The following is a 26,991-nucleotide window of genomic DNA, read 5'->3' as shown; positions in this document are numbered from 1 at the left end:
GTGAATAACACCTGCCTGCAAACGCTTGGCAGGCAGGCTTTGAAAGGAAAAGAAAATGTCTGTCATTGAAGAAATTAACCAACAAGCTCAGTTTGAACAAAAGCAGCAACAACGTTCTTATGAAATTCTGCAAAATGAAAAAAGTATGCCAGTCAAAATGTGGACTAAAGGCGTGCTTGTTGATGACAACTCAAAACAACAATTATTGCAAACAGCTCAAATGCCTTTTATTTATAAATGGATGGCTGTTATGCCAGATGTACACTTCGGTTTAGGAGCAACTATTGGTAGCGTGATTCCAACTAAAGGGGCAATTATTCCTGCTGCTGTGGGTGTAGATATTGGTTGTGGAATGATGGCAACCCGTACAAGCTTAACTGCTTCAGATTTACCAGATAACTTACATGCTCTACGTACTGAACTTGAACGTTTAATCCCACACGGAATGACTAAACGCGGACGTGATCGTGGGTCATGGGAAACTCCACCAGAAATGGTAGATCAAGCTTGGACCGATCTGGTTGCAGATTTTGAATATATTTGCGCAAAACACCCACGTTTAAAAAACACCAACAACCGCAAACATTTGGGAACTTTAGGTACTGGAAACCACTTTGTCGAAATCTGTTTAGATGAGCATGATCATGTTTGGATTATGTTGCACTCAGGTTCTCGTGGTGTAGGAAATGCTATCGGTAATCATTTTATTGAACTTGCCCGTAAAGACATGCAGAAGCATTTTATTAATTTACCAAATAAAGATTTAGCATACTTAGTCGAGGGAACTGAACATTTTGATGATTACTGGTTTGCGGTAGGCTGGGCTCAACGCTTTGCGATGAAGAACCGAGAAATCATGATGCAATCTGCGATTAAAGCCTTGGCTACGATTGTACCAAAGCCTTTTCAGGCACGTTTGGAAGCGGTGAACTGTCACCATAACTATGTGGAAAAGGAAGAACACTACGGTGAAGAAGTAATGGTCACCCGTAAAGGTGCTGTCCGTGCGCGCTTAGGTGAATATGGAATTATTCCAGGCTCAATGGGTGCGAAGTCCTTTATTGTCCGTGGACTTGGAAATCAGGAATCTTTCTGTTCATGTTCGCATGGTGCAGGTCGTGTTATGAGCCGTACTGAAGCAAAACGACGCTTTACTGTTGAAGATCAAATCGCCCAAACTGAAGGTGTGGAATGCCGTAAAGATGCAGCAGTTATTGATGAAATTCCATCGGCATATAAACCGATTGAAGATGTAATGAAAGCCCAAAGCGATTTGGTTGAAGTGGTTTATACATTAAGACAAGTGGTGTGTGTAAAAGGGTGATCTAATGAACCAAATTGAAACTGGAGTTGTGCAATTTGAATGGGCAATAAAACTCTATTTATATGAAAATGCATTTGTACCAGCTATTACTTTAGCTGGTGCTGCGGAAGGTATTTTTGGTGAAATTAAAAGTGGTTATGTATTTCATCAAGTCAGTAAAAATATTGCTATTAAAAATAATCTACAAGTGAAACAGGTTTCTCAAGAAATTAATAAAGTCAGAAATTGGTTAAAGCATGGGAGTTGCCATCAATCATTTGCTGAGCTAAGTGAGCAAGAACTTAAAGAAGCTGCAATCAGCCGAATCATCATTGCTGCAACAGCTTTAATTCATTTGAAACCTGACTACATGAGTAATTTATTTATTAGTTTTATGCAACATATTCAAACTCATCATTCAGATTTTTTACCTGATGATAATTTTGACTGGAATGAAATAGAGATATAAACATGAAACTCGCAGAAGCACTTTTACTTCGAAGCGATCAACAAAAAAAGCTTGCTTCGTTAAAACAACGAATTAATGCCAATGTATTGGTACAAGAAGGTGATGAACCTAGTGAAGATCCAAATGAGCTCATCAAACAAGTATTCGCTTTAACTCAGGAAAGCAATCAATTGATTTGTCGTATTCACTTGACCAATGCACAAGCAAAACTGGAAGATGGCAAAATATTATTATCACTATTAAGCTTGCGTGATAGTTATGCTGAACAGCATAAGATTTTAATAGATGCGATTGCCAATACACATCGAGAACCTGATCGTTATAGCTCACGTGAAATTAAGTGGAAGAAAGTCATTCCGGTTTCTAGCTTACAAAAGCAGGCGGATGATATCAGTGCAAAACTCCGTGACTTAAACGTTAAAATTCAGGCTGCTAATTGGCAAATTGATCTAATCGATTAAACAATAGATTTTGTGAAATCATTTTCACAATCAAAGTTTGGACATACTGGGCGAGTACAAGATCCTGCGTTACTCCGATCTGAGGGATTGAAAATAATTCAGGCGGCTATGGCAGCATGTGAGTCGTGCATCGATATTCACTTATGAGACTCAGCACTATGCACCTAGTAAACCTTTGTCGAAAACAAAGTCAAACGTTACTTCGCATTACCATGTACTGACAGTATGTTCATTAAATTAGAAAATAAGGAAAACAGAAGTGAATAAAGCTTTGGCAAATATGCCGAAAACCATCCAAATTGATGGTTCACAAGGTGAAGGTGGTGGACAGATTTTAAGAACTGCTCTTGCCCTTTCAATGATTACAGGTCAGGCATTTGAATTAATTAATATACGTGCAGGACGTAAAAAACCAGGATTAATGCGTCAACATTTGGTTTGTGTACAAGCATCTCAACAAATTAGCCAAGCTTATGTAGAGGGTGCTGAATTACATAGCCAACGTTTATATTTCGCACCTCAGCATGTTCAAAGTGGTAAATATCAATTTCAAATCGGTTCAGCGGGTAGTACAACACTGGTTTTACAAACGCTTCTACCTGTTTTGTTATTACAAAATGAAGCTACCGAACTCACTATTTCAGGGGGTACACATAACCCACTTGCACCAACAGCAGATTTTATTGAACACTGCTTTTTACCTGCTCTAACAAAGATTGGAATTAACGTCGATTTTAAATTAAATAAAGCTGGCTTCTTTCCAATTGGTGCGGGTGAAATTCAAGTTACCATTCAGCCATGGCAAGATCGAAACAAGCTAAATTTATTAGATCGTGGTGATTTGCAAGGCAATGAAGCTTTTGCAGCTGTATTAAATCTTTCAGAAGAAGCACAGATAGCACAACGTGAATTAACCACATTAAGTAAAAAACTAAACTTAAGCTCTCAGCAGCAATTTCATTTAAATGGAATTAGCCAAGGCAATACAATGTATGTGAAAGTTACTCATCAATATCACTCTCAACTGTTTACAGCTTTAGGTGAGATGCGCAAAAGTGCAGAGCAAATAGCTGAACATTTAGCAAAAGATGTAAATCTATATTTATCTTCGCAGGCTGTTGTAGATGAGTATTTGGCAGATCAATTGCTTCTACCTTTAGCTTTAGGTCAAGGTGGTGAATTCACCACACAATGTATTAGTGAACACACTCTTACTCAAGCTGCCATGATTGAAAAATTTATTAATTGTGAAATCGAATTTGTCGAGTTAAATCCAAATCATTTTCATGTAAAAGTTAAAGTTTAAGAAGCTCATGACTGAGCTTCTTATTTATAAAGAACTACTCTACAGATGCCAAAGCGGTTACCAGTAGCTTCCAGCATTTCTCTACAGTATCAACTTTAACTCGTTCACCTGGTGCATGTGCACCTTGAATATCAGGCCCAAACGAAACCATCTGTAAATGTGGATAATGTTCAGCAATAATTCCACATTCTAAGCCTGCATGAATTACTTTTAAATTTGGCTCAATATTAAATGCATTTTGATAGGCCTGTTGTAAACACTTTAAAGCCGCCGAATCTGGATTTGGTGTCCAACCCGACACTAACGGCGTAAGTGTAGAGCCGATATTAAATTGGCTAAAATGATTCTGAATTTTTTCGGCAAAATCTTGAGCTTCTTGGTTCACCATTGAACGAACCATTAAGACAGCTTTTCCACCCTCTCGATTTAGTTTTACCACCCCAATATTATTTGAGGTTTCAACTACGTCTGGTAGAACCTGACTCATACTTGCAACGCCATAAGGACTTGTTGCCAAAGCTTGTAACCATTCGTTTTGCTGCTGTTGAACAATCACTTCGGTCACTTCAGCATTATTGGATTGAATACTTAATTGCAAGTTGTCATCAATACCCTGTAATTGGTCTTCCCATATCGTTTGATATTCAGCGAGTAATTTTTCTAATTCAGGCAATTGGTTAAGCGAAATTGCAATAGTCGCTACGGCTTCTCTCGGTAAAGCATTACGGGCCGTACCACCTGTAAACTCGACAAGGTGTCCACCAAGCTTTGTTAAATACTGATTTAAAAAGCGAGCTAAAATAACGTTGGCATTGCCACGTCCTAAATGAATATCTACACCAGAGTGACCACCTTTAAGGCCAGCAACCTGAATATTTACAACCGTTAAATTTTCAGGAATTGGTTTATAAGTAAGTGCTTGTTCGACTTCAACATCAATACTACCGGCACATCCGAGATATAATTCACCCCACTCTTCTGTATCAATATTAAATAGCCATTTTCCTTTTAGTACACCAGCCTGTAAAAGCCGTGCACCACTCATACCTGCCTCTTCATCAACGGTTAAAAGAACTTCAATTGGTCCATGAGCAATATCATTTGAATCTAAAACAGCTAAAGCCAAAGCCACCCCAATGCCATTATCAGCACCTAAAGTAGTGTCTTTGGCAATCAACCAGCCGTCTTCAAGAACTGGGCGGATCGGGTCTTTAAAGAAGTCGTGTACTGTGCCAGTATTGGCTTGAGTGACCATATCTAAATGGCCTTGCAGAATAACGCCAGACATATGTTCTTTACCCACTGTCGCATTCTTACGAATAATTAAATTACCGACTTCATCTACGTATGTTTCTAAATTTCGACTTTCGGCCCAGTTTTGTAAAAACTCACGAAGTTGCTGTTCATGCTTCGATGGGCGAGGAATAGTACAAAGTGTTTGAAAATGCTGCCAAACGACTTGAGGAGATAACGCTGCAATATCAACTTGTGTCATGAAAACTACACTCTAATTATGTAAATATCTTAATAATTTCAATATACACAATGCATTAAAGATAGGTAGGAATTTCGGGAAAGATTTTGTATTTTTATATTTAATTTAAAGAAATTGTACGACTTTTCTAAAAAGCCGTACTTCACAAATAAGTCTTAACAATAATATGTTTAGCTTTTCCACTCAAATGCTGAAAAGCTATGATCGGCTTTCAAGCTATTTTCAACAGCCTGTGCAAGCTGACGAATAATACTTTGTGTTTCGATTTTCTCAAACCAGTCTTGTTCTTCATCAGGATTGGCAGAGATTTCACACATTAAATGCCCATCTTGGTCGGTTTGCTGGCAAGTAATAGACAATGGTAAAAGGTGATTATCAATACTTACTTCCACCTTTTCATGTTCATGCACAATATGCTGTGCATCAAAACCATAATGCCCCAATTGTTTAAACAGTAAAGCCGCTACATATTCTTGAGTGATATGGCATTCATTTGGTGGATGATCAAGCACCCCATGTTGTGGGCAACTGGCAATAAATTGTAATTTTTTCATCCTTTGTCCTAACACTTTTATCATTATCTGCGCTTAGCATAAGCAATAAACAAACAGCAGCCAAGCCTTTAGCCTGCTGCTGCCGTTGCTATTGTGTTAGCAATTATAAAATGTGTTAGGTCAAAAGTTATTGGCTAACTTCGATTGTTAAGCCTGCACGATTCGCCAACTCAGTAAAAGTCGGGAAGCTTGTAGCAACCGTTTCAGTACCATGAATTGTAATCGGACCAGAATTACGCAGACCTGCCATACTAAAACTCATTGCAATACGGTGGTCATGATGTGATTCAATTTCACCACCAGCAAAGATTGGTGACCAATCACCTGACTTACCCTTGCCTTCGATAATGATGCCATCATCAGTTGGCGTACAATCAATACCCATGATTTTTAGGCCGTCAGCCATGACTTGAATGCGATCAGACTCTTTCACACGAAGTTCTGCCGCACCAGTTAATACTGTTTGGCCTTCGGCACAAGCTGCTGCGATAAATAAAGCTGGGAATTCATCAATTGCTAAAGGCACTTGGTCTTCTGGCATGTGAATGCCTTTAAGCGTACGTGAACCTTTAATATGAATATCAGCAATAGGCTCTCCACCGGCAATACGTTCATTTTCAACAGTCAGATCAGCACCCATCTGTTTTAAAATTTCAATTACGCCAGTACGTGTTGGATTAATACCTACAGCTTCCAGAACAACATCGGAACCTTCTGTAATTGCGGCACCCACCATAAAGAAAGCAGCAGATGAAATATCAGAGGGAACCTGAATATCAGTACCAACTAATTTTCCGCCACCAACGAGTGAGATTTTGTTACCTTCGGTTTTAACTTCATAGCCAAATGCACGAAGCATGCGCTCTGTGTGGTCACGAGTTGGTTCTGGCTCAGTGACTGAAGTTTCACCTTCAGCCCATAAACCAGCAAGTAAAATACCAGATTTCACTTGAGCAGATGCCATAGGTAAATCGTATTGAATGCCTTTTAATTGCTGGCTACCCGTAATACTTACAGGTGGTGTACCTTTCTCACCTGTCGTTTGGATTTGCGCACCCATTAAACGCAATGGCTTAGCAATACGCTCCATTGGACGTTTAGAAAGTGATGCATCACCTGTCATCACTGAATCAAATTTTTGTGCTGATAACATGCCTGAAAGCAAACGCATGCTCGTTCCAGAGTTACCCATATACAAGGCACTCGCTGGTGCTTTTAAACCATGCATGCCCACGCCATGAATGGTCACTTCACCATTCTTAGGACCTTCAATGCTTACACCCATATCACGGAAAGCTTGCAAAGTTGCCAAAGCATCTTCACCTTCAAGGAAGCCAGTGACATGAGTCGTGCCTTCGGCAATAGCACCGAACATAATGGAGCGATGTGACACAGATTTGTCACCCGGTACGGTAAATTTACCTTTAAATGCCTTATTTCCCGGTAAGATACTGAATTGCTGTGTCACCTTATTTTTCTCCATTAAAGGTTTTTTGGCTAACATATGATTGAAATGCTGACGTGCTGCCTGAGCATGGCCGAGTAAACCCATTAATGCATGAGAGTCTTCGTTTTCAATCAATTTTCTAAGTACGGTAAGTTGCTTCTCGAAGCCATCTACAGCATTTAATATAGCGGTTTTATTGGCAAAGAAAATGTCATGCCACATTTGAGGATCACTGGCAGCAATACGCGAAAAATCACGGAAACCACCGGCTGCATAGCGAAAAATATCAAGATTATCTTCTCGGTTTGCAAGTTGCTCAACCAAATTAAATGCCATCAAGTGCGGTAAATGACTTGTATGTGCTAAAACTTCATCATGCTTGGCAACATCCATACAAATAACTTCAGCTTTAGCAGCTGACCAAAGTTGAATCAGTTTATCAACAGCCCATTCTGCACTTGTTGGCAACGGCGTTAAAATGACTTTGTGATTTGCAAATAAATCAACTTTACCCGCATGAACGCCCGTATGCTCACTACCAGCAATAGGATGTCCTGGTACAAAACCTGCTGGTAAATCTTCACCAAATACAGCTTTTGCTGCATCGACGACATTACCTTTTGTACTTCCCACATCAGTTACAATCGTGGTTTCTGTCAAATAAGGTTTAATTAGCTCAAGCACTTTTTGTGTCGCACGTACTGGCAAGGCTAAAACAACTAAATCTGCCCCTTTCACAGCCTCTACAGGATCAGAAAATCCTTCTTGTATTAAGCCAAGTGATTTTGCATCTTCTAAAGTTTTTTGTGAGCGTGTAGATGCCACAATAGTTGTCGCCAACTTTTCGGCAACAATAACCCGTGCCAAACTCGACCCGATGAGTCCTAAACCAATAAATGCAACTTTTTTAAATAGGGGTTGTGACATAACTTCAACTTTGCTTTTGCTCAAAGTGATTTAAACCTTTGAGCAATTTGTTTTTAAGCATAATGACATGACCATCTTGATGCATGTCATTATTCCAACATGAGTAATTAGAGAACGGCAGCAGGATAAGAACCTAAAATACGAAGCTCTTTTACCATTGGGCGAATATCATTGATTGCCGCAGCAACATTCTCTTGATCGATATGACCTTCTAAATCGATAAAGAATACATAGGCCCATTTTTCAGGTAATGCTGGACGAGTCTCAATACTCGTTAAGCTAATATTATGTTTTGCAAACGGCGCTAAAATTTCTAATAAAGCACCAGCACGATCATGCGCTGAAATTAATAATGAAGTTTTGTCATTACCACTTTGTGGAATCTTTTCACGGCCAATGACTAAGAAACGAGTGGTATTTTCCGGATTATCTTCAATATTACTATGCAAGATTTCAAGGTTATACATGCCTGCTGCGATATCAGATGCGATCGCTGCTGAATGCCATTCGTTGCGAATACGACGTGCAGCTTCTGCATTTGAGTTTAAAGCAACACGTTCAACACCCGGATAATGCGCGTCTAACCACTGGCGGCATTGAGCCAAAGTTTGTTGGTGTGCATAAATCTGTTTAATACTGTCTTTACGTGTATTTTCAGAGACGAGGAATTGATGATGAATACGTAATTCAACTTCACCAATCACATTTAAATTCGATGTTTTAAAACAATCTAAAGTATGGTTCACAATACCTTCAGATGAGTTTTCAACTGGCACTACGCCGTAATGTGCACTACCTGCTTCTACTTCACGGAACACTTCATCAATTGTTGGTAATGGACGAACAACTGCATCTTTACCAAAGTGTTTAAGTACAGCAGATTGAGTAAAAGTCCCTTCTGGCCCTAGAAATGCAATGCTTTGCGGAGCCTCTAAAGCGAGACAAGCAGACATAATTTCACGGAACAAACGCGCCATGGTTACATCAGACAAAGGACCTTGATTGCGTTCCATAACTTTACGTAAGACTTGTGCTTCACGTTCAGGACGATAAAACAAAGGATTCTCTTCGGAAGCAAATTTAGCTTTTGCAACAGCTTCAGCAAGGCTTGCGCGGCGATTTAATAATTCTTGAATCTGTTGATCTACACTATCAATATCTTCGCGAATTTGTTCCAAACTAAGAGAAGTCGTTTTGTTTTGATCATCGTTGATCATTAGAATGCAGCCTCAGTAAAATCATCTTTTGAACGAGAGTATAACAATAGTCTGCTTTGATTTGTTAGGCAATATAGCTGTAAAAGCTTTTTTCATTAACCTTTTTGCGCACATTTCTTTGATCACTTTATTTGATAATGATTTTCATTTATCATTTGCATAATAAATTTTATTATTCCCCATTATGCATAAATCATTTTTCTTTTTATCTTCAAGTTTTTTATTAAGTACTTTAATAAGCTGTTCTGCCCTCGCCCAAACGCCTATACAAAATCAACCAAAAATCGTTTTTCAAAATAATCAGGCACAATTTCAAATTAAATCTAAACATACAGGCCATGATTATCTTATTCAAATTTATAAACCACCTGTCGCCCCGCCCCAACATGGCTATCCTGTACTTTATATATTAGACGGAAATGCTACGTTTCCGAGTGCTGTTAATATTGCTCAGTCGATTGGCGCTGGTTCTACCAAATTAGGACTAGACCCGCTCATGATTGTAGCGGTTGGTTACCCTCAGCAAAAAACCTTTGATGTACAAAAGCGTGCTTATGATTACACTCCAAAACCTTCTGCCCAATTTCAAGCACAAGGTAAATATAAATATGGGGGTGCTGATCAGTTTATTGCTTTTTTAAATAGCGAACTTAAGCCTACAATTGCAAAACAATTTCCGATTAATAGCCAACAGCAAAGTCTTTATGGACATTCTTTTGGAGGTTTGTTTGTGCTTTATCATTTTTTTCAAAAGCCAGATGCATTTCAGCGTTACTTTGCTGCAAGCCCTTCTCTCTGGTTTGACCAAGGCATATTATTTCAGAAGTTAAATCATTGGCAAAGTCAAAAACCAAATCATTCCCCTTTACTCATGACCACAGTCGGTACACATGAGCAAGGCGGCCCTCGCACTCAACTTAATCATAAATTTAATGAAACGAATTTCTTTAAAGCTTTAGAAAATAAACGATCAAACCAATTTAGTTATTGGCATTTTTATAACCCAGCTGAACAACACATTACAAATTTATATGCGAGTTTACCTAAAGCCCTTATGTTTGCTTCCTGTCAAAATTTAGAAAGCTGTAAATCTTTATTTGATGACCCTTCTCCAAAAATAGCTAAATAATAAAAAAGCCTACTCAAAGGTAGGCTTTTTTGAAGCTATTATTAAGCTTTGCCAATTAATCCACGTGCTACGATTTCTTTCATAATTTCATTTGTACCACCGTAAATACGTTGAATACGTGCATCTACAAAGAAACGTGAAATTGGATATTCAGTCATATAACCATAGCCACCAAAAAGTTGCAGCAAGTTGTCTGCGACTTTCATTTGCATGTCAGTGCTGAAACTTTTAAGCGCTGCTGCTGTTTCAACATCAAGTTTACCTTCTTGATATAGAGCAACGTTTCTCTCGTAAAAAGCAGCTGTAGCAAGCTCATCAATTTTTGCTTGTGCTAGAACAAAACGAGTATTTTGGAACTGTGAAATAGGCTGACCAAATGCATGACGTTCTTTTACATAAGCAGTTGCCAAATCAATTGCACCACGAATAGCGCCAATTGCGGTAGATGCAATAGCGGTACGTTCACGTGGTAACTCTTGCATTAAGTAAGCAAAACCCTGCCCAGCTTGACCGAGTAACTGGTTTTTAGGAACCTTAACATTGTCAAAAAATAGCTCAGATGTGTCTTGAGAATGCAGACCGATTTTGTCGAGGTTGGTACCTTTTTTAAAACCTTCTAGATGAGTATCTGCCAATAATAATGACACACCTTTTGCACGCGCTTGAGGATCAGTTTTTACTGCAAGCACCACAAGATCAGCATGTTGTCCATTTGAAATAAATGTTTTTGAACCATTTAGCAAATAATGGTCATCTTGCAAAATGGCACTGGTACGCATTGATTGTAAATCCGAACCCGCTCCAGGTTCAGTCATACCAATTGCACCAACCACTTCACCTGTTACCATTTTCGGCAACCAATATTGTTTTTGCTCTTCTGTCCCGATGTGCAAAATATACGGTGCAGCAATTTCAGAGTGGCAAGAAATCGCTGTTGATAATGCACAGAATCCAGCACGTGCCGATTCTTCAACCAACATTAATGAATAATAGGTTGGCACGCCATAACCACCGTATTCTTCTGGAACATCCACACATAAAAAGCCATTTTCGCCCAGTTGATTCCAGACAGCACGTGGCATGATTCCTTCGCGTTCCCATTGATCGTATTGCGGTGCAATATGCTCATTCATAAAACGTTTAAAATTATCACGGAATAATTCTAAATCTGCATCGTATGCCAACATAATATTTTCCTTCGGCTTTATTGTTTTATCGAATCTGATTGTTGTGCATGCTAATCATTTTTTAAGCTACTGTCATGACATAGCTGCTCATTAAAACTGTACTTTTCAGTCAGCCAATAAAAAAGGAAGCCAAAGCTTCCTTTTTATACAGGTTTATTTGAATTAATCTAAACCTTCAGCGACTTGAGGAGTTTTTTGCTCCATCATTTTTCTGTCGACTTCATCTGGATTATTTAAGGCATCATTTAGCTTATCTTTATCTAAAGCACCGACCCATTTTGCAACAACAATCGTTGCTAATGAGTTACCAACAAGGTTAGTTAATGCGCGGGCTTCTGACATGAAACGGTCAATACCTAAAATCAATGCCAGACCTGCCACTGGAATATGTCCTACAGCAGATAAAGTTGCAGCCATAACAATAAAGCCAGATCCTGTTACACCCGCAGCACCCTTAGATGAAATTAAGAGTACCAACAACAAAGTAATCTGATGTTGAATATCAAGCTGTGTATTTGTTGCCTGAGCAATAAAGATTGCGGCCATAGTCAAATAAATTGACGTACCATCAAGGTTAAATGAATAACCTGTTGGGATCACCAAACCAACTACAGACTTTTCACAACCTGCAATTTCAAGCTTACGCAACATGCGAGGCAAAACAGATTCAGAAGAAGATGTACCAAGTACAATTAATAACTCTTCACGAATCAAGCGAATCATCTTAAGGATACTGAATCCACTAATACGGCTGATTGTACCCAAGATTAAGAAGATAAAGAGTAGACACGTAATATAGAAGCAGATAATGAGCTGCCCTAACTGTACAAGTGAACCAACGCCATATTTACCGATAGTGAATGCCATTGCACCGAATGCACCAATCGGAGCCAATTTCATGACCATATTCACAATGTTAAAGAACACGTGTGCAACTTGATCAATAAATTTTAAAACTGGACGTCCTGCATCACCTAACTTATGTAAAGCAAAACCAAAGAGAATTGCAAAAAGAAGGACTTGTAAGATTTCACCATTTGCAAATGCACCAACCACCGTATCAGGGATGATGTGCATTAAGAAATCAATGGTAGATTGTGACTCACCAGAACTGACGTATTTTTGAATGCCCGAAGTATCGAGAGTGGTAGGGTCAACATTCATCCCTACACCCGGTTTAGCAATGTTAATTACAACAAGGCCAATTAGAAGCGCAATTGTTGAAACGATTTCAAAGTATAACAACGCAACGCCGCCAGTTTTTCCGACTGACTTCATGCTTTCCATGCCAGCAATACCGCTGACCACGGTACAGAAAATAACTGGAGCGATGATCATCTTGATCAAACGAATAAAGGCATCACCTAATGGCTTGAGTTTCTCACCTAAACCCGGGATATGTTGTTCAACACCATTGACAATTTGCGTTGAGCTTGGGGAAAAATGTCCTACCAAGATACCCGCAATAATCGCAATAATCACCTGAAAATAAAGTGATTTATAAATCGGTTTTTTAGCCATAACTTTACTTCAATCTATATTTCCAAGTCCGTTGGAAATACCAAAATGAAACGTCTATTCTTTACGAATACACAGCCCTAACCTTTCACATTAACACCGCAAAAGGGAAATGGTTTTTTGTGAACAAAAAACCTTCCTACTACCTCAATGAAAACAAAATCAATGTTTTCTAAAACAGGAGAATACCTGAAGTTTCTAACCACTTTGAGTAGCTAGAAATAACCTCTTACTTTTTCAATAAAAAGCTGAAGATATAGGAGAATCACATAAAATTATGATATGAGTGCTCAAAAAAGCACGGGAAAGTGTACTCGAATTAAATAACGATTCGGTTAAATTTTTAGCTGATACGCATAAAAAACACTCAGGCAGTCCTAAGACTTTAGTATAAGAAACACTTTTGATATTTTTTCAGCAGCTTTTTATGTCATATTGATTAAATACTTGTGGACATTTCATTTTGAGCTGCCTACATCCCATCATTTTTATTGTTTTGAACTACGATGAATACTAAACGTAATATCTATAAAGATGCTGAACATCCCTTTGCTCAATATGTCCGTATTTTAGGTAAGGGGAAAACCGGATCTCGCTCTTTAAGCTATGAAGAAGCTTATCAAGCATTTACCATGATTTTAAAAGGCGAAGTGTTAGATGTGCAGCTAGGTGCATTTTTAATGCTACTTCGGGTTAAAGAAGAATCGATTGAAGAACTCGCAGGTTTCGTTCAAGCAACCAAAGATCAGCTTCATTTTAAGCCTTTAGAAGTCGATTTAGATTGGTCATCTTATGCAGGTAAGCGAAAACACTATCCATGGTTTTTGTTAGCAGCTCTTACGCTTGCCCAGCATGGCCATAAAATTGTTATGCATGGGGCGTCAGGTCACACGCTTAACCGTGTTTATACAGAGCAAGTCTTAGAATATCTTGGTTATCAAATTTGCCATTCTGAACAAGAAGTTCGTACGCAATTAGCAGAGCAAAATTTTGCTTACTTACCATTAGACGTGATTTCACCAGTTTTAAGTGAATTGATATCTCTAAGAAATGTCATGGGATTGCGTTCACCTATTCATACTTTGGCCCGTTTAATTAATCCTTTTAACGCTAAGGCTACCTTACAAGCAATATTCCACCCTGCTTACAGAACTTCTCACCAACATAGCGCATTACGCTTAGGCTATCAAAATAGTGCCGTTATTAAAGGCGAAGGTGGTGAATTTGAACGAAACCCAGATGCTAAAACACTCATTTGCGGTATTAAAAATGGTGAGCTCTATGAACATGAGTTGCCAAAGCTCACACCTGAACGAAGCCCAATTGAAGAAGAATTAGATTTAGCAACGTTTAAAGCAGTATGGCTTGGTCAACAGCACCATGAATACGGAGAAATAGCAGTAACAGAAACCATCGGAATCGCGCTATATACGATGGGCGTTGTTGCTAATTTTGAAGAAGCGATGCAAAAAGCAAAAGTGTTATGGAATACACGAAATTTAAGCAATCTTAATTCGTAGTTAACTAATGCTATCGTGAAGGTCGACATGGATGTCGACCGTATCACTGCGATACAGGAAGTATCGTCAGTGATACAAAGGATTTTTTGGTTACTTTTGATCCTTCAAAAGTAATAAAAGCCTATATGCTATAACTTATGAAAAACATGCTATATAAGGCTCTATGGAATAACCAAAAATAATTTTTCTGTCTTATTAAGTTTTAAACAAACCGAATCGGTTTAAAATCTGGCTCATGCTTATGATGATCATCATCACACTCTTCGCCGTCTTCTTTTGTACCACGGTCAATATAACCACTACGCTGATCTTCTGGTAAGTTTTTTAACTCCCAAGCGATTACAGCTTGCATACAAGTTTCACGCTGCTCTTTAGTTAAAACAACGCCATTTGGCCATTTACCAATTTCTACTGCTGTTTTTAAGCGCTCTACAATTTCAGGGTTTAAAACAGATAGCATTTGTTCAATATTCATGATTCATCTCTTTGAAAAGATTCAAAATCTTGGTTCCAACCAAGTTTGGTACGGCAGGCCATATAGAAATCATAACCTGGTGGATGCAATAAACTTAGTTTAAATGGGTGCTTACGAATGTGTAAACTGTCTCCAACATTGAGCGAGACACTATGTTGTCCATCTGCACTCACCATTGGTAACACCCGATTTTCGCGAATAACGATTTTAATTTCGCTTTGACCACCCACTACGATGGGACGTGATGACAATGTATGGGGATGCATTGGAACTAATGCAATAGCATCCATACTTGGATGTAAAATTGGACCACCACCTGACAATGCATAAGCCGTTGATCCGGTTGGTGTCGAGACAATTAAACCATCACTATGTTGGCGATAAACATATTGACCATCAATATTAAGTTCAAAGTCAATCATATGTACCGATTTGCCCGAATGCAAAACCACATCGTTTAAGGCAATCGCGTCATAAATGACTTCACCATTTGTTCGTACTTCCATTTCAAGCAAGAAACGACGGTCAAGCTGGAAATGACCTTGAAGTACTTGGTCAAGTTTGAAAATGGCTTCTGAAGGTTTGATATCAGTTAAAAAACCTAACCGCCCGCGGTTGATACCAATAACAGGCGTATTGTAGCGAACTAAAGCTCTAGCAGCGTGGAGTAAAGAACCGTCACCTCCAACGACTATAACTAAATCAGCAACTTCACCCAATAAATGACGACTCACTACCTGTGCATGGTCATAAGGCACTAATTCAGCAGTTTCCTGATCAAAAATGGGGTTTAAGCCTAGATTCAACAAATGATCATGAATTAAACATAGTGTTTCTACAACTGATGATTTATCTGGTCGACCGATTAACCCGACGTTTCTGAAGGACTTATGTGAAATTTGCACGAATGAGTAAGCTCCGCTGCGATACTTGCCTATAATAACATTAACCTGATTAATTTAAAAAAACATAACAACAAGATGCTGTAAAATTCAATCTAAGTTTTCCAATTATTCACAGTTTTATCATTGCAAATTGATGACAAGCTATCGCATCATTACAGGCATTGTTAGGGTTTTATCTCATTTTTATGAAGTTTGAACGTGGTATCGGTTTCTTTGCACTAATCTTTTCCATTTTGGTCATTGGTGCTTTTATTGCTCTTAGTATCTATCTGATTCGTTTAGATAATATTATCCGTGAAAAATTTGAAGGACAACGGTGGGATATTCCTGCCAAAGTGTTCGCACGACCTTTGGAAATTTATAATAACGCACCTATTACCCAAGCAAATTTCACTCAAGAATTAAAACTCTTGGGTTACAAAACTTCAAGTAATTATGACAAGTCTGGAACCTATGTTGCTCAGGGTAGCAATATGTATATCCACACGCGTGGTTTTGATTACGGCGACAGTGTTGAACCCGAACAAGTCCTAGAGTTAAGTTTTGCAAATGACCAAGTTGCTGAAGTTAGAAGTACAAAACCTTCTTCAACGGGTGTTGCGCGACTAGAGCCACTTCTGATTGGAGGGATTTACCCTCAACATAATGAAGACCGTGTTCTCATTAAACTGAATAATGTCCCTAAACCTCTTATTGAAGCTTTAATTTCAACAGAAGACCGTAATTTCTATCATCATCACGGGGTTTCAATTCGTGGTACTGCTCGTGCATTGGTGAGTAATATTACAGGCGGAAAGCGTCAAGGTGGTTCAACCCTAACTCAACAATTAGTTAAAAACTTCTACCTTACACCTGAACGCACCTTAAAACGTAAAGTTAATGAAGCATTAATGGCTTTACTCATTGAGCTGCATTACAGCAAAGATGAAATTTTAGAAGCTTATTTAAATGAAGTGAATCTAGGCCAAAATGGTAGCTACTCAATTAATGGCTATGGTTTGGCTTCACAATTTTATTTTGGTTTACCGTTACGTGAGCTTAACGTTGCACAGCAAGCTTATTTAGTCGGTTTAGTGCAAGGCCCTTCTCTATATAATCCTTGGAAAAACCCTGAAGGTGCGAAAAAACGCCGCGATACCGTGTTAAATAATATGCGTGTAATGGGTTATTTAACTCAAGCAGAATATGAAGATGAAATTGCACGTCCTTTAAATGTGTTAAGTAAGCCAAGTTTGGGCCCTGCAAAATTCCCTGACTTTTTAGATATTGTGCGTCGTCAATTACGCACAGAATATCAAGAAAGTGACTTAACTAATCAGGGCTTACGTATTTTTACGACTTTAGACCCAATTACTCAAACTCAAGTTCAAAATGCATTTAAAGCTTCAGTAGACCGCTTAGCAAATATTAACCCAGCCCGTTTGAAAAACTTACAGGGTGCTGTACTGATTGCACATCCAGAAAACGGCGAGCTCGTTGCTGCTGTTGGTTCTACACAAGACTTTACTGGTTTTAACCGCGCTGTGGATGCAAAACGCCAAGTCGGTTCTTTATTAAAACCTGTGATTTATTTAAGCGCTATTGAATCAGGACGCTACAACTGGGCGACTCAAATTGAAGATGCGCCGATTAGTGTCCCTGTAGACGGCGGCAAAAGCTGGACACCTAAAAACTACAGTGGTGGTGGCCATGGCGTAGTCAGCTTGAGCGAAGCTTTAGCAAATTCATATAACCTATCTGCTGTTCGCTTGGGTCAAGAATTTGGTCTATCGACATTTACCAATAATCTAAGAAAGTTTGGTGTTGAATCAACCATTCCTGCTTACCCTTCTATTTTCCTTGGGGCAGTCAATATGTCACCAATGGAGGTTCTGGGGATTTATGAGAACTTTGCTACAGGTGGCTTTAAATATCCAACTCGTGCCATTCGATCTGTCGTAGATGCAAATGGTCGCCTGCTTGACCGTTATGGCCTGAATGTTCAACAAACCATTGATCCATCTGTTGGCTATATTATGAATTACGGTCTACAACAGGTTATGTCTTCGGGTACTGGTCGCGCAGCTTATAATAGCTTGTCTCCTGCTTTAAAATTGGCAGGTAAATCAGGTACGACTAACGATACACGTGACTCATGGTTTGCGGGCTACTCAGGCAACCACGTTGCTGTAGTTTGGTTAGGCTTAGATGACAACAAAGTGACTGGCTTAACGGGTTCATCTGGTGCATTGCCAGTATGGATTAATGTGATGAAACAATTACGTCAAACGCCTGTAAATCTACGTCAACCAGACACTGTACAGTGGCAGTGGATTGACCGTGCAACGGGTGATTTATCTGCTCAGGCATGTGATGGTGCTATGTATATTCCGATGCTAACGCATACGGTTCCGCACCGTGCTACGCCATGTGGAGCACCTTATTATCAAGTTGATCCAACATATACGCCACAAAGTGATAACACAATTCCTGACTCTCAGGATGATAATACCGACAGTTATATTCGTGAAAGTGAAAACCAGATGGAACAAGATCTATCGAACAACTCACGAGTAATTTCAAGTGGTAGTTATAACAACTAAGCGTTAACAGGAAATTAGGATATGTTGAAGAAAGGTGTTTTTTATATTGGTGCTGTTCTTATGGTCGGCTGTACAACTCTGCCCGATCATTCTGACTCCAAAGAGAAAACACCTACTCCTCCAGTCAAAAAGACGGAAACTCCATCAGGTGTAAAAATTACACCTTATGATCACCCAGAAATTCAACGTAAAAATTTACAGGTGATTGTTCCTCAACAGAAAAAACCACAACATTTTAGTGATGATGGTAGCCAGTTACCTGCATTTAAAGTTTTAATGCAAAAAACACAGCAGGCTTATAAAAATCAACAGTGGTCAGAGGCTGAGCGCTATGCGCTTCAAGCACAGCGTTTAGCGCCACAAGCGGCTGAGACTTATTTATTTCTTGCACTTACGGCAAATCATAAACAGCAATATTCTAACGCTGAGTCTTTAGCACGACGTGGTTTGAGTTTTGCCCAAAGTCAGCCAATGAAAAAGCAGCTGTGGTTGGTCATCTTAAAAGCTGGGCAACAACGCAACAATCAAAAAACTGTTCAAGAAGCACAGCAAGCATTAAAAGCCCTCTAGCTTTTAATGCTTTTTATTTTCTCATTAGAAATTACGAATACCTGCTAAGCCATATGCGCCATGCTGCTGCGCAGTGGCTAAATCATCAGGATGCACTCCTCCTAATGCAAAAACCGGAATCTGGCTATTTTGTGCGAGATCACTAAAACTTTCCCAACCTAATGCCATAGCTTCTGGATGAGTCGTTGTTGGTTTTACAGGACTAATAAAAACAGCATCGCAACCAACCTGCTGAGCTTGTTTTAAAGAAACAGCATCATGACAAGCAGCAATATAACGTACGCCCACTGTTAAATCGCCTTTATGCAAATTCATGAGTTGAGATTGTTTTAAATGAACGATCTTAATCTGTTTTTGTAATTCTGGGCTTAATTGCTGCCAAATATCGATATTAATAATTAAATTTGATCGTTGCCCTTCATCTAAAGCAGTTAATTGCTCTATATACTGCGGCTCAAATTCTTCGATACGCCAATACAATAAAGCATCATTACTTTCTACCGTTGAAAGCGTATTGCTAATTTTGATGAGATGAGGCCAATAGAGTCGTTTTATGATGTTTTTATTGGCTTTAGGGAAGTTTAAATGAAGTAGCTGATCACGTGTGTACCATGCCCATGGCTGGTGAATAAGATTTAATAACTCATCAGGCACATAACTATGAAATAAATGTAAATTGACAATAATGTCATCATATTCATGGTGAATATAATCAAACTGGTGCCAATCTTTTAAACCAATACCCACTTCTTCATAGATTTCACGGCGGCAGGCTTCTTCTGGTGTTTCACCCTGCTCAGCCTTTCCACCAGGGAACTCATGCTTTCCACCTTGATGTTGCTGTTCACCACGCCATCCCACTAATATTTTTCCACGATGGATCAAGATTGCTATAGCGACATCGACTATTGGTTTGGGCATCTTTTTACTCTCTAAAACTTTTCTCAAGTGTAAGCAAATTTTATCATTTTATAAAATCTTAAAAATCTCATTGACAGATCTATTCGATAATGATTATCATTTAAATCGTTCAAGAACATACCACGGAGCACAACAAATGAACGCACCTTTTAGCTTATTTACCCGTAACAATGACACAGCTCATGCCTTACCAATGTTACATTCTAATAACCTCTTTGCATTAGGCCGTGAAATTCGCATTATGCATGCTGGCGAGGAATATCGTTTACGCCTCACTCGCAACAATCGCCTAATTTTAACTAAATAAAAAACATACTCGCGTTTCAATAATATTCGTGGGAAAACAAAAAATGGATAGCATGGGTAACCATGCTATTTTTTATGAAGGAAGAATAATCTCTGCCCTCAGACCACCTTGTTCAGCATGCATAAAACGTAACTTGCCATTATGCAATTCAATAATTTTTCGAGTAATTGAAATTCCTAACCCAGAACCTTGCTGCTGAGTACCAAGCACCCGAAAAAAACGCTGCCCTAACCGTAATAGCACTTCATCATCTACACCATTTCCTGTGTCTTCAATAAACACCTTAATTTGCTGTTCATGCTGACTAATCTCAACATGAATAGAGCCTAAATTCGGGCTATAACGAATGGCATTATCAAATAAATTTCTAAAAGCAATAAACAGCAATTCTTCATTTGCATATGTTTTAGTTTCTGTCGATAAAGTATTTGTCTCTATCAACATCTGTTTAGCTTTCGCGTCTAAATCTACAGTTTCAATCACTCTAGCCAGTAAGTAATTTAAATCGATAACTGTCTTAGGAAGTTCGGGCTGCTCAGCTTCATTAGGTTCCAAACGAGCAAGCAGTAGTAAATTTTCGAGTATCTTTGTACTTCTAGAAACGTCTTCTTGTATGCGTTCAAAATCTTGATGAAGTTCTGGAAGATGTTGATATTTACGCTGCAAGACCTGAAGACGCATTTGTATGGCAGATAATGGAGAACGTAGCTCATGCGAGGCATCCGCGGTAAAACGCTGTTCAGCAACGAGAGCTCTTTGCAATCTTGCAAGCAATTGATTTAATGCATCTATAACAGGTTGAATTTCTGTAATGACATCTGGTTCTTGAATTGGCTCTAAATTTGATGCAGTTTTTTGAGCAATTCGTCTAGAAAGTAAATTGAGTGCAGCCAATTGATGCTCGGTACGCCAACTTACAATGACCCATTGCAGTAGCCAGAACAACACCATAAGGCCACTATATCCAGCAAGCGCTTTGAGTACTTCTTCAACACGTGTACTCATTGGTTGAAAAACTTCAACTTGTAGTTGAGAGTCTTCTTGTTGTGCAGCCAGACTACGCCATAATTGGCCATCAAACCAAAAATACGAAAAACCTTCTGATAAGTTACCTTGCTCAAAAAGTTCATGCTGATAGCTATGAGAATGGGTCAGTACTTGGCCTGTGTTTAATAGTTCATACTGAATATCAAATTCATCACTCAGTTCATCAAACTGTTTCATGGAGTGTCCAGAAAGATCAGAAACCAGCAAAGTATCTGAAATTTCATCCATGATCTCGTCTTGCACTGACATGTTGTGATAGATCGAAAATATGGTGAGTAAACTTAATGCCAATAACCCCACCACCACACTGCTCCACATCGTGGTTTTAACCAGTTGCGACTGCAAGGATGAGCGGTTCGATTTCATTTTAAATCTCCCATACGGTAGCCTAGCCCCCGTATGGTTTTAATACTGCTGCTTCCGATTTTTTTTCGAAGTTGATAAATAAATACTTCGATTGCGTTACTTTCAATTTCCTCGCCCCATGCATACAGTGCTTCTTCTAATTGATCACGGGTAATAATATGCTCGGGATGCACCATAAGCTTACGCAATATTTGGAATTCTTTTGCCGTTAAATCGATAGACTTGCCAGCGCTTAATACGACTTTCGCTTGTGTATCAAGTTGTAGGTCACCCCATGTTAAAACCGATTGCTGACTCAAAGTTTGTTTGCGTAATTGAGCGCGGATGCGAGCCGATAATTCTTCTAAACTAAAAGGCTTAACCAAATAATCATTTGCACCTAAATCTAGCCCCTCTACCCGATCATGAATGCTGTCACGTGCAGTAATAAAAATAACAGGAACATTTTTTTGTTTATGGCGGATCGTTGTTAAAACCTTTTCACCAGCCAGTTGAGGTAGTCCCCGATCAAGCAAAATACAGTCATAATCATGCTGTTCGATTGCCGTAAGTGCATAATCACCTCTTTCGACCCAATCTACCTGATAACCGTCTAACTCTAACCATGATTGAATGCTTTCAGCTTGAGAGCGATCATCTTCTGCAAGCAAAATTCTCATCTATTTTTCCTGTTATATCCTGATTTTATCTTGCCAAGCCTTTGTAAAAAAAGCAAAGCCGCATGATTTAAATGCGGCTAAAATAGTAGATCTAGAGATAAATGAATTAGAACTGAACTTGATCCACATCAATTTCTACTCGTTTTAAAGGTTTATAGTCAATGTCTACTTCACCAATTAAAGTCACATTTGTATTGGCTGAAATAGGGCGACCTTGCCAAAGTTCATCATCTACATCAATTGTAATGTTACCTGTCTTGTCACGGAATTGATATTTTTCATCACCTAAAGATTTTACAACCTGACCATGTAATTTGATCGGTGTATTATCTTTTGAGGTTAATGCCTGTTTTACTGTGGTGACAGTTGTCGGAGCAATTGCAGCTTGATTCACTGGTGTATTCGCCACAACTACGCCAGCAGCAGTCATACCAGCAGTCATCAACATTACTTTAAGCATATTCATATTATTACCCTCTGTTTATGGTTCCCTCTTGGGATAAAGCAATTAAATCAAGCATAAATGAGGTGAATCTTAAGAAAAACTTAATTTAATGGTACAACTCTCAAGACCTCTTCTAATGTCGTAAGTCCTTCAATCACTTTACGGGCTCCCGCAATTCTTAAAGGTTCTATACCTTCTTTTTTAGTTTGAGTTCTTAAATCATTTAATGTCACATGACTACTAATAAGGTGTTTAAGCTCAAGACTGACTGGCATAAACTCGTAAATACCAACTCGGCCTTTATAGCCTGTATGTCGACATTCTTCACAGCCTACTGCCTGATAAACCGTTTCAGGCATTTCCATAATGTAGTCAAAGGTTAGGTGTTCCCACTCATCCTCATTAATATGAGTTTTTTGCTTACAGTGTGGACAAAGTTGGCGGACTAAGCGCTGCGCGAGAACACCCAAAATTGTTGCAGCTGTCAGAAATGGTTGTACACCTAGATCATGCAAACGAGTCAAACTAGACGGTGCATCATTGGTATGTAAAGTTGATAAAACCAAATGACCTGTTAATGCTGCCTGAATGGCCATATTCGCTGTATCTTGATCACGAATTTCCCCAATCATAATAATGTCAGGGTCTTGTCGCATCAGTGCACGCACACCGTCTGCAAAGCCTAACTCAATTGCATTATTGACCTGCATTTGGTTAAAACTAGGCTCTAGCATTTCAATCGGATCTTCAATGGTACATACATTGACCTGCTCGGTTGCAAGCTGCTTTAAAGATGAATATAGCGTGGTCGTTTTACCGGAGCCTGTGGGACCTGTGACTAAAATAATACCGTGGCTATTTTTTGTTAATTGTTGCCACTGTTGTAATAACCGCTCTTCAAAACCCAGTTGCTGAAAAGAACGCACCAGCACATCAGGATCGAAAATACGCATAACCAGTTTTTCACCAAATGCGGTTGGTAAGGTTGATAAACGTAATTCGGTTTCTTGCCCTTTAGGTGTACGTGTTTTTAACCGGCCATCTTGTGGTTTACGTTTTTCCGCTACATTCAAACGTCCTAAAATTTTAATCCGAGAAATCACGGCGGTCAGTGTATTTGAAGGCATGTTATAAATGGTGTGCAAAACGCCATCAATCCTAAACCTGACTTTACCGTTATCTTTGCGCGGTTCCATGTGAATGTCACTGGCACTCTGCTCAAATGCAAACTGTAAAATCCAGTCGACCAATTTCACAATATGCTGATCATTAGCATCAGGGTTTTGACTATCGCCAAGCTGCAAAAGCGCTTCAACATTTTTATTGTCACGGTCATGAGCTGCATCTTTTTGAGCCGAGTTTACCGCTCGACTCACTTGATAATATTCTCGCAAATAGCGTTGTAACTGTTCGGGATTAAGCAGTACCCGTTCAATTTTTTTAGGCGCTAGACTACGTTCAAGGTTATTAAGCCAATCGGTTTGAAATGGTTGATCTGTTCCAATCACGATTCGGTCAGCATGAATTTCAACAGCTAAAATATGGTTGCGAATGGCAAACTCTTGTGACATGACCTGCGTTAAAGCGCTGACATCTGCCTTTAAAGGATCTATCACAAATAGAGGTAGCTGAACCCGATCTGCAAACCATAAACATAAGCGGTTTAAACTCAAATGCGCATGTGTGTGTTGCTGATCTTTTAAATTAAAATGTGCGATCCACTGTAATGGATGCCACTTTAACTGGTCTTTTTGGCGGTGACTTGTCTGTACCAGTAATTTATCTCGTTCTGCTATACGGCCTTCTTGTAATAGTTGTTCTAGACACCAATACGTATCTATTTCTACATGTGCATTCATGCGTTATCCCCAATATATTTTTATAATATAGCAGAGATGTTTTATATTTAAATATCCTTTAACATCAGTTAATTAAACCACTGCTCATCTTAATATTTTTTTGTGTCACAGGTCATATTTATAGAAATATTTTCTACATAGTTTTGTCTAAAAAAGACACTATGCTCACTATAATAAAAAGCATAAACTAAACGTGAATACATGATTTTTAAATGATTCAAATCTACATATAACAATAAGCAAAGAGGAAGTAACATGGAACTTCCAATGACAATGTCATTACAAACAGCATCATTTGAAGAATTCATTACAGTCATTGCTGCAGCGCTTGGCTGCGGCTTATTAATTGGCTTAGAACGAGAACGAAGTAAGCTTAAACATGAATATAAAACGTTTGCAGGATTTCGATCTTTTGCCATTAGTGGATTATTAGGAGCGATCTGTTTTTTGTTTGGCACTGAAATTGGAATTGTAGGCGCCCTTCTCATTGGGACTATTAGTATTGTTTCCCTCAAAAACCAACCAAATGACCCGGGCGTAACCACCGAACTCGCCTTTATTATGACTTACTTCATTGGGGCACTTTGTATTTGGAATATTTCGCTCGCTGCTGGCCTAGCAGTGATCATAACTATTATTTTATTTGCAAAACAGTCTATGCATGGTATTGCCAGTCAGTGGATTACCGAATCGGAATTGCGTGACGGGATTTTTTTACTTGCTCTACTTTTAATTGCCTTACCCTTAGTCCCCAATAAACCTTTTTGGGGACCAGTTTTAAATCCACATGTGATTTTTAAATTACTGACTTTAATCTTATTTGTACAAGCCCTTGCCCATATAGCAAAGCGACTTTTGTCATCTAAAAATGCTTTATTACTTTCTTCTTTAGCTTCTGGATTTGTTTCTAGTACAGCAACTATTGCCAGTTTAGGTTTAGAAGTACGCTCTGGCAAAGCCAACGCAACAACAAATGCAGGTGCTGCATTGATGTCTTGCGTTTCAACACTGATTCAAACCTTAATTATTGTGATCGGCATTAGCTTTGCTTGGTTTAAGCTGATTATATTTCCTACACTTATTGCCTTAGTAGTTTTAGCAGTATGGGCCTTTATTTTATTACGTAAAGCCGAGCCTAGTACGGCTTCACCTGAGCTTGACTCAAGAATGTTCAGCTTAAAAGAAGCCATTATTATTGCGGGTACACTTACCCTTATTCAGGCAGGTGTTTATGGGTTAAGTCTATCTTTAGGCGATGCGGGATTAATCGCGGGGACCTTACTTGCTTCTTTATTTGAAATACATGCAGCTATAGCGGCTGTCATTGTGCAAGGCGAACCTGATAGCGCACATATGACACCTTTATTAATTGCCTTTTTAGGAGGTTTTGCAGTTCACGCTCTTGCTAAAAGTGTGAACTCTGCAATTTCGGGCGGACTACGCTATGCCCTTGCTTTCGTTCCCGCCCAACTCATTCATATGGCTATTTTTATTACTTTACTTTGGCTCAACATCCACTGGTTTTAAAATATCTATTATGTAAGCGAAGAAGTCTTCACCACATCAATAACGGTAACTACAAATTGATCGACCCTAAAATGAATATCAAAGTCTGAAAATTTCATTTTATAGATTCGTTCAGCATCTTCTTGATAGGCAGGCCGAGGATCTAAAGCTAACACTTGCTCAAGCTCATCAATGTACTGCGAATCTATTTCTTTATTTTGAAGAAAATATTTTTGCGCTGTTAACGCACTTTCATTCCAAATAACTGCCTTTCGTTCTGGTTCTGCATGTGCATAACCACTTTGAGCCTCCGCAATTGCATCAGAATATTGAATATAAGGTTTGATATCTAAAATTGGGGTGCCATTTAATAAATCACTTCCAGTGACATAGACACGCACAGACTTGCCCACCTTTTCCACTTTATTAAGTTTTACGACTGAAAGCCCGATTGGAGAGGGTCGATACATACTTCGTGTAGCAAATACTCCAATTTTTTCATTACCACCTAAACGTGGCGGACGAACCTGTGGACGGAACTTATCTGCACTGCCTTGATTTTTATTGTCATGAAACTGCCAAACTAACCAGAGATGACTAAATTGCTCAATTCCCTCAAATGCTAACAAGTCATTATAAGGTTCTACCATATCAATATAAGACTCAATATTGACCAAATTGGGCTGGCGTGGAATACCAAATTTTTCACGATAGGGAGAACACATATGGCCAATGATGGGGAAGGTGACAGAATTGATCATCACTTTTTCTTATAAACACAATTAAATATATTCAGTTTATCGGGAATGAAATTAG

Annotated in this window: 24 protein-coding genes; 10 read left to right on the top strand and 14 right to left on the bottom strand. The window is 38.9% G+C overall.

What is annotated here, in order from left to right:
• The first annotated feature begins 55 nt into the window (after positions 1-55).
• The 4 genes from SOI76_RS05930 to rtcA all read left to right on the top strand — a co-directional run bounded on the left by SOI76_RS05930 (position 56) and on the right by rtcA (position 3,539).
• Positions 56-1,324, top strand: a complete 1,269-nt coding sequence (locus tag SOI76_RS05930) for an RtcB family protein (RefSeq protein WP_104079011.1) — start codon at positions 56-58, stop codon at positions 1,322-1,324.
• A gap of 4 nt (positions 1,325-1,328) precedes the next feature.
• Positions 1,329-1,772, top strand: a complete 444-nt coding sequence (locus tag SOI76_RS05925; RefSeq protein ID WP_032053409.1) for a hypothetical protein — start codon at positions 1,329-1,331, stop codon at positions 1,770-1,772.
• Between the two features lie 2 nt (positions 1,773-1,774).
• Positions 1,775-2,233 carry a DIP1984 family protein gene (locus tag SOI76_RS05920; protein ID WP_104079012.1) on the top strand — a complete coding sequence of 153 codons (459 nt, stop codon included), beginning with the start codon at positions 1,775-1,777 and terminating at the stop codon, positions 2,231-2,233.
• Between the two features lie 259 nt (positions 2,234-2,492).
• Positions 2,493-3,539: an RNA 3'-terminal phosphate cyclase gene (gene rtcA, locus SOI76_RS05915; RefSeq protein ID WP_104079013.1), complete on the top strand. Its 1,047-nt coding sequence runs from the start codon at positions 2,493-2,495 to the stop codon at positions 3,537-3,539.
• A gap of 34 nt (positions 3,540-3,573) precedes the next feature.
• Here rtcA and pepD read toward each other — a convergent pair whose 3' ends face one another.
• From pepD to pheA, 4 genes are all read right to left on the bottom strand, one after another.
• Positions 3,574-5,034, bottom strand: a complete 1,461-nt coding sequence (gene pepD / locus SOI76_RS05910) for an aminoacyl-histidine dipeptidase (RefSeq protein WP_104079014.1) — start codon at positions 5,032-5,034, stop codon at positions 3,574-3,576.
• 170 nt (positions 5,035-5,204) lie between these two features.
• A complete protein-coding gene (locus tag SOI76_RS05905) occupies positions 5,205-5,588 on the bottom strand; it encodes a hypothetical protein (protein WP_104079015.1) in 384 nt (127 codons plus the stop codon).
• A 127-nt stretch (positions 5,589-5,715) separates the two neighbouring features.
• On the bottom strand, positions 5,716-7,962 hold the full coding sequence (gene aroA / locus SOI76_RS05900; protein WP_205668369.1) for a bifunctional prephenate dehydrogenase/3-phosphoshikimate 1-carboxyvinyltransferase: 2,247 nt from the start codon (positions 7,960-7,962) through the stop codon (positions 5,716-5,718).
• 107 nt (positions 7,963-8,069) lie between these two features.
• Positions 8,070-9,179: a prephenate dehydratase gene (gene pheA, locus SOI76_RS05895; protein ID WP_002049199.1), complete on the bottom strand. Its 1,110-nt coding sequence runs from the start codon at positions 9,177-9,179 to the stop codon at positions 8,070-8,072.
• A gap of 184 nt (positions 9,180-9,363) precedes the next feature.
• Between pheA and SOI76_RS05890 the strand changes: the two genes are divergently transcribed.
• Positions 9,364-10,308: an alpha/beta hydrolase gene (locus SOI76_RS05890; RefSeq protein ID WP_104079017.1), complete on the top strand. Its 945-nt coding sequence runs from the start codon at positions 9,364-9,366 to the stop codon at positions 10,306-10,308.
• 41 nt (positions 10,309-10,349) lie between these two features.
• Here the strand turns inward: SOI76_RS05890 and acadL are convergent, their stop codons facing one another.
• Together acadL and SOI76_RS05880 are read right to left on the bottom strand one after the other, a co-directional pair.
• Positions 10,350-11,495 carry an acyl-CoA dehydrogenase family protein gene (gene acadL, locus SOI76_RS05885; protein ID WP_005073480.1) on the bottom strand — a complete coding sequence of 382 codons (1,146 nt, stop codon included), beginning with the start codon at positions 11,493-11,495 and terminating at the stop codon, positions 10,350-10,352.
• Positions 11,496-11,657: 162 nt separating this feature from the next.
• Entirely contained in the window at positions 11,658-13,016 is a 1,359-nt protein-coding gene (locus SOI76_RS05880) for a dicarboxylate/amino acid:cation symporter (RefSeq protein ID WP_002118145.1), read from the bottom strand.
• Between the two features lie 503 nt (positions 13,017-13,519).
• Here SOI76_RS05880 and SOI76_RS05875 point away from each other — a divergent pair.
• On the top strand, positions 13,520-14,533 hold the full coding sequence (locus SOI76_RS05875) for a glycosyl transferase family protein (RefSeq protein ID WP_104079018.1): 1,014 nt from the start codon (positions 13,520-13,522) through the stop codon (positions 14,531-14,533).
• A gap of 202 nt (positions 14,534-14,735) precedes the next feature.
• Here the strand turns inward: SOI76_RS05875 and SOI76_RS05870 are convergent, their stop codons facing one another.
• Entirely contained in the window at positions 14,736-15,008 is a 273-nt protein-coding gene (locus SOI76_RS05870) for a YeaC family protein (RefSeq protein ID WP_104079019.1), read from the bottom strand.
• Positions 15,005-15,913 carry an NAD(+) kinase gene (locus SOI76_RS05865; RefSeq protein WP_016145893.1) on the bottom strand — a complete coding sequence of 303 codons (909 nt, stop codon included), beginning with the start codon at positions 15,911-15,913 and terminating at the stop codon, positions 15,005-15,007. Before SOI76_RS05865 ends, SOI76_RS05870 begins: the two co-directional genes overlap by 4 nt.
• A 185-nt stretch (positions 15,914-16,098) precedes the next feature.
• Here SOI76_RS05865 and mrcB point away from each other — a divergent pair, with 185 nt between their 5' ends.
• Positions 16,099-18,495, top strand: coding sequence for a penicillin-binding protein 1B (gene mrcB, locus SOI76_RS05860; RefSeq protein WP_104079020.1), 2,397 nt, complete (start codon positions 16,099-16,101; stop codon positions 18,493-18,495).
• 21 nt (positions 18,496-18,516) lie between these two features.
• Positions 18,517-19,065 carry a tetratricopeptide repeat protein gene (locus SOI76_RS05855; RefSeq protein ID WP_002118198.1) on the top strand — a complete coding sequence of 183 codons (549 nt, stop codon included), beginning with the start codon at positions 18,517-18,519 and terminating at the stop codon, positions 19,063-19,065.
• Positions 19,066-19,089: 24 nt separating this feature from the next.
• Here SOI76_RS05855 and SOI76_RS05850 read toward each other — a convergent pair whose 3' ends face one another.
• Positions 19,090-19,986 carry an NUDIX domain-containing protein gene (locus SOI76_RS05850; protein WP_104079021.1) on the bottom strand — a complete coding sequence of 299 codons (897 nt, stop codon included), beginning with the start codon at positions 19,984-19,986 and terminating at the stop codon, positions 19,090-19,092.
• 136 nt (positions 19,987-20,122) lie between these two features.
• Between SOI76_RS05850 and hemP the strand changes: the two genes are divergently transcribed.
• A complete protein-coding gene (gene hemP, locus SOI76_RS05845; RefSeq protein ID WP_002118129.1) occupies positions 20,123-20,293 on the top strand; it encodes a hemin uptake protein HemP in 171 nt (56 codons plus the stop codon).
• Between the two features lie 72 nt (positions 20,294-20,365).
• On the opposite strand, the gene SOI76_RS05840 is transcribed toward hemP, so the two are convergent.
• The 4 genes from SOI76_RS05840 to SOI76_RS05825 all read right to left on the bottom strand — a co-directional run bounded on the left by SOI76_RS05840 (position 20,366) and on the right by SOI76_RS05825 (position 24,669).
• Positions 20,366-21,706: a sensor histidine kinase gene (locus SOI76_RS05840; RefSeq protein WP_104079022.1), complete on the bottom strand. Its 1,341-nt coding sequence runs from the start codon at positions 21,704-21,706 to the stop codon at positions 20,366-20,368.
• The gene (gene qseB / locus SOI76_RS05835; protein ID WP_002118246.1) at positions 21,703-22,365 is read right to left on the bottom strand and encodes a response regulator transcription factor; all 663 of its coding nucleotides are present in this window, start codon (positions 22,363-22,365) and stop codon (positions 21,703-21,705) included. The genes SOI76_RS05840 and qseB overlap by 4 nt, the downstream gene beginning before the upstream one ends.
• Positions 22,366-22,471: 106 nt before the next feature.
• A complete protein-coding gene (locus SOI76_RS05830; protein WP_032005309.1) occupies positions 22,472-22,831 on the bottom strand; it encodes a NirD/YgiW/YdeI family stress tolerance protein in 360 nt (119 codons plus the stop codon).
• Between the two features lie 80 nt (positions 22,832-22,911).
• Complete coding sequence (locus SOI76_RS05825) at positions 22,912-24,669, bottom strand: GspE/PulE family protein (RefSeq protein WP_104079023.1); 1,758 nt, start codon at positions 24,667-24,669, stop codon at positions 22,912-22,914.
• A 255-nt stretch (positions 24,670-24,924) separates the two neighbouring features.
• On the opposite strand from SOI76_RS05825, the gene SOI76_RS05820 reads away from it, so the two are divergent.
• The gene (locus SOI76_RS05820) at positions 24,925-26,196 is read left to right on the top strand and encodes an MgtC/SapB family protein (protein ID WP_104079024.1); all 1,272 of its coding nucleotides are present in this window, start codon (positions 24,925-24,927) and stop codon (positions 26,194-26,196) included.
• A gap of 8 nt (positions 26,197-26,204) precedes the next feature.
• Here SOI76_RS05820 and tsaA read toward each other — a convergent pair whose 3' ends face one another.
• Positions 26,205-26,936: a tRNA (N6-threonylcarbamoyladenosine(37)-N6)-methyltransferase TrmO gene (gene tsaA / locus SOI76_RS05815; RefSeq protein ID WP_104079025.1), complete on the bottom strand. Its 732-nt coding sequence runs from the start codon at positions 26,934-26,936 to the stop codon at positions 26,205-26,207.
• Positions 26,937-26,991 lie beyond the last annotated feature (55 nt).

Source organism: Acinetobacter pittii, from assembly GCF_034064985.1.
GTDB classification, from domain to species: domain Bacteria; phylum Pseudomonadota; class Gammaproteobacteria; order Pseudomonadales; family Moraxellaceae; genus Acinetobacter; species Acinetobacter pittii_H.
This window is presented reverse-complemented; position numbering and strand designations above follow the sequence as displayed.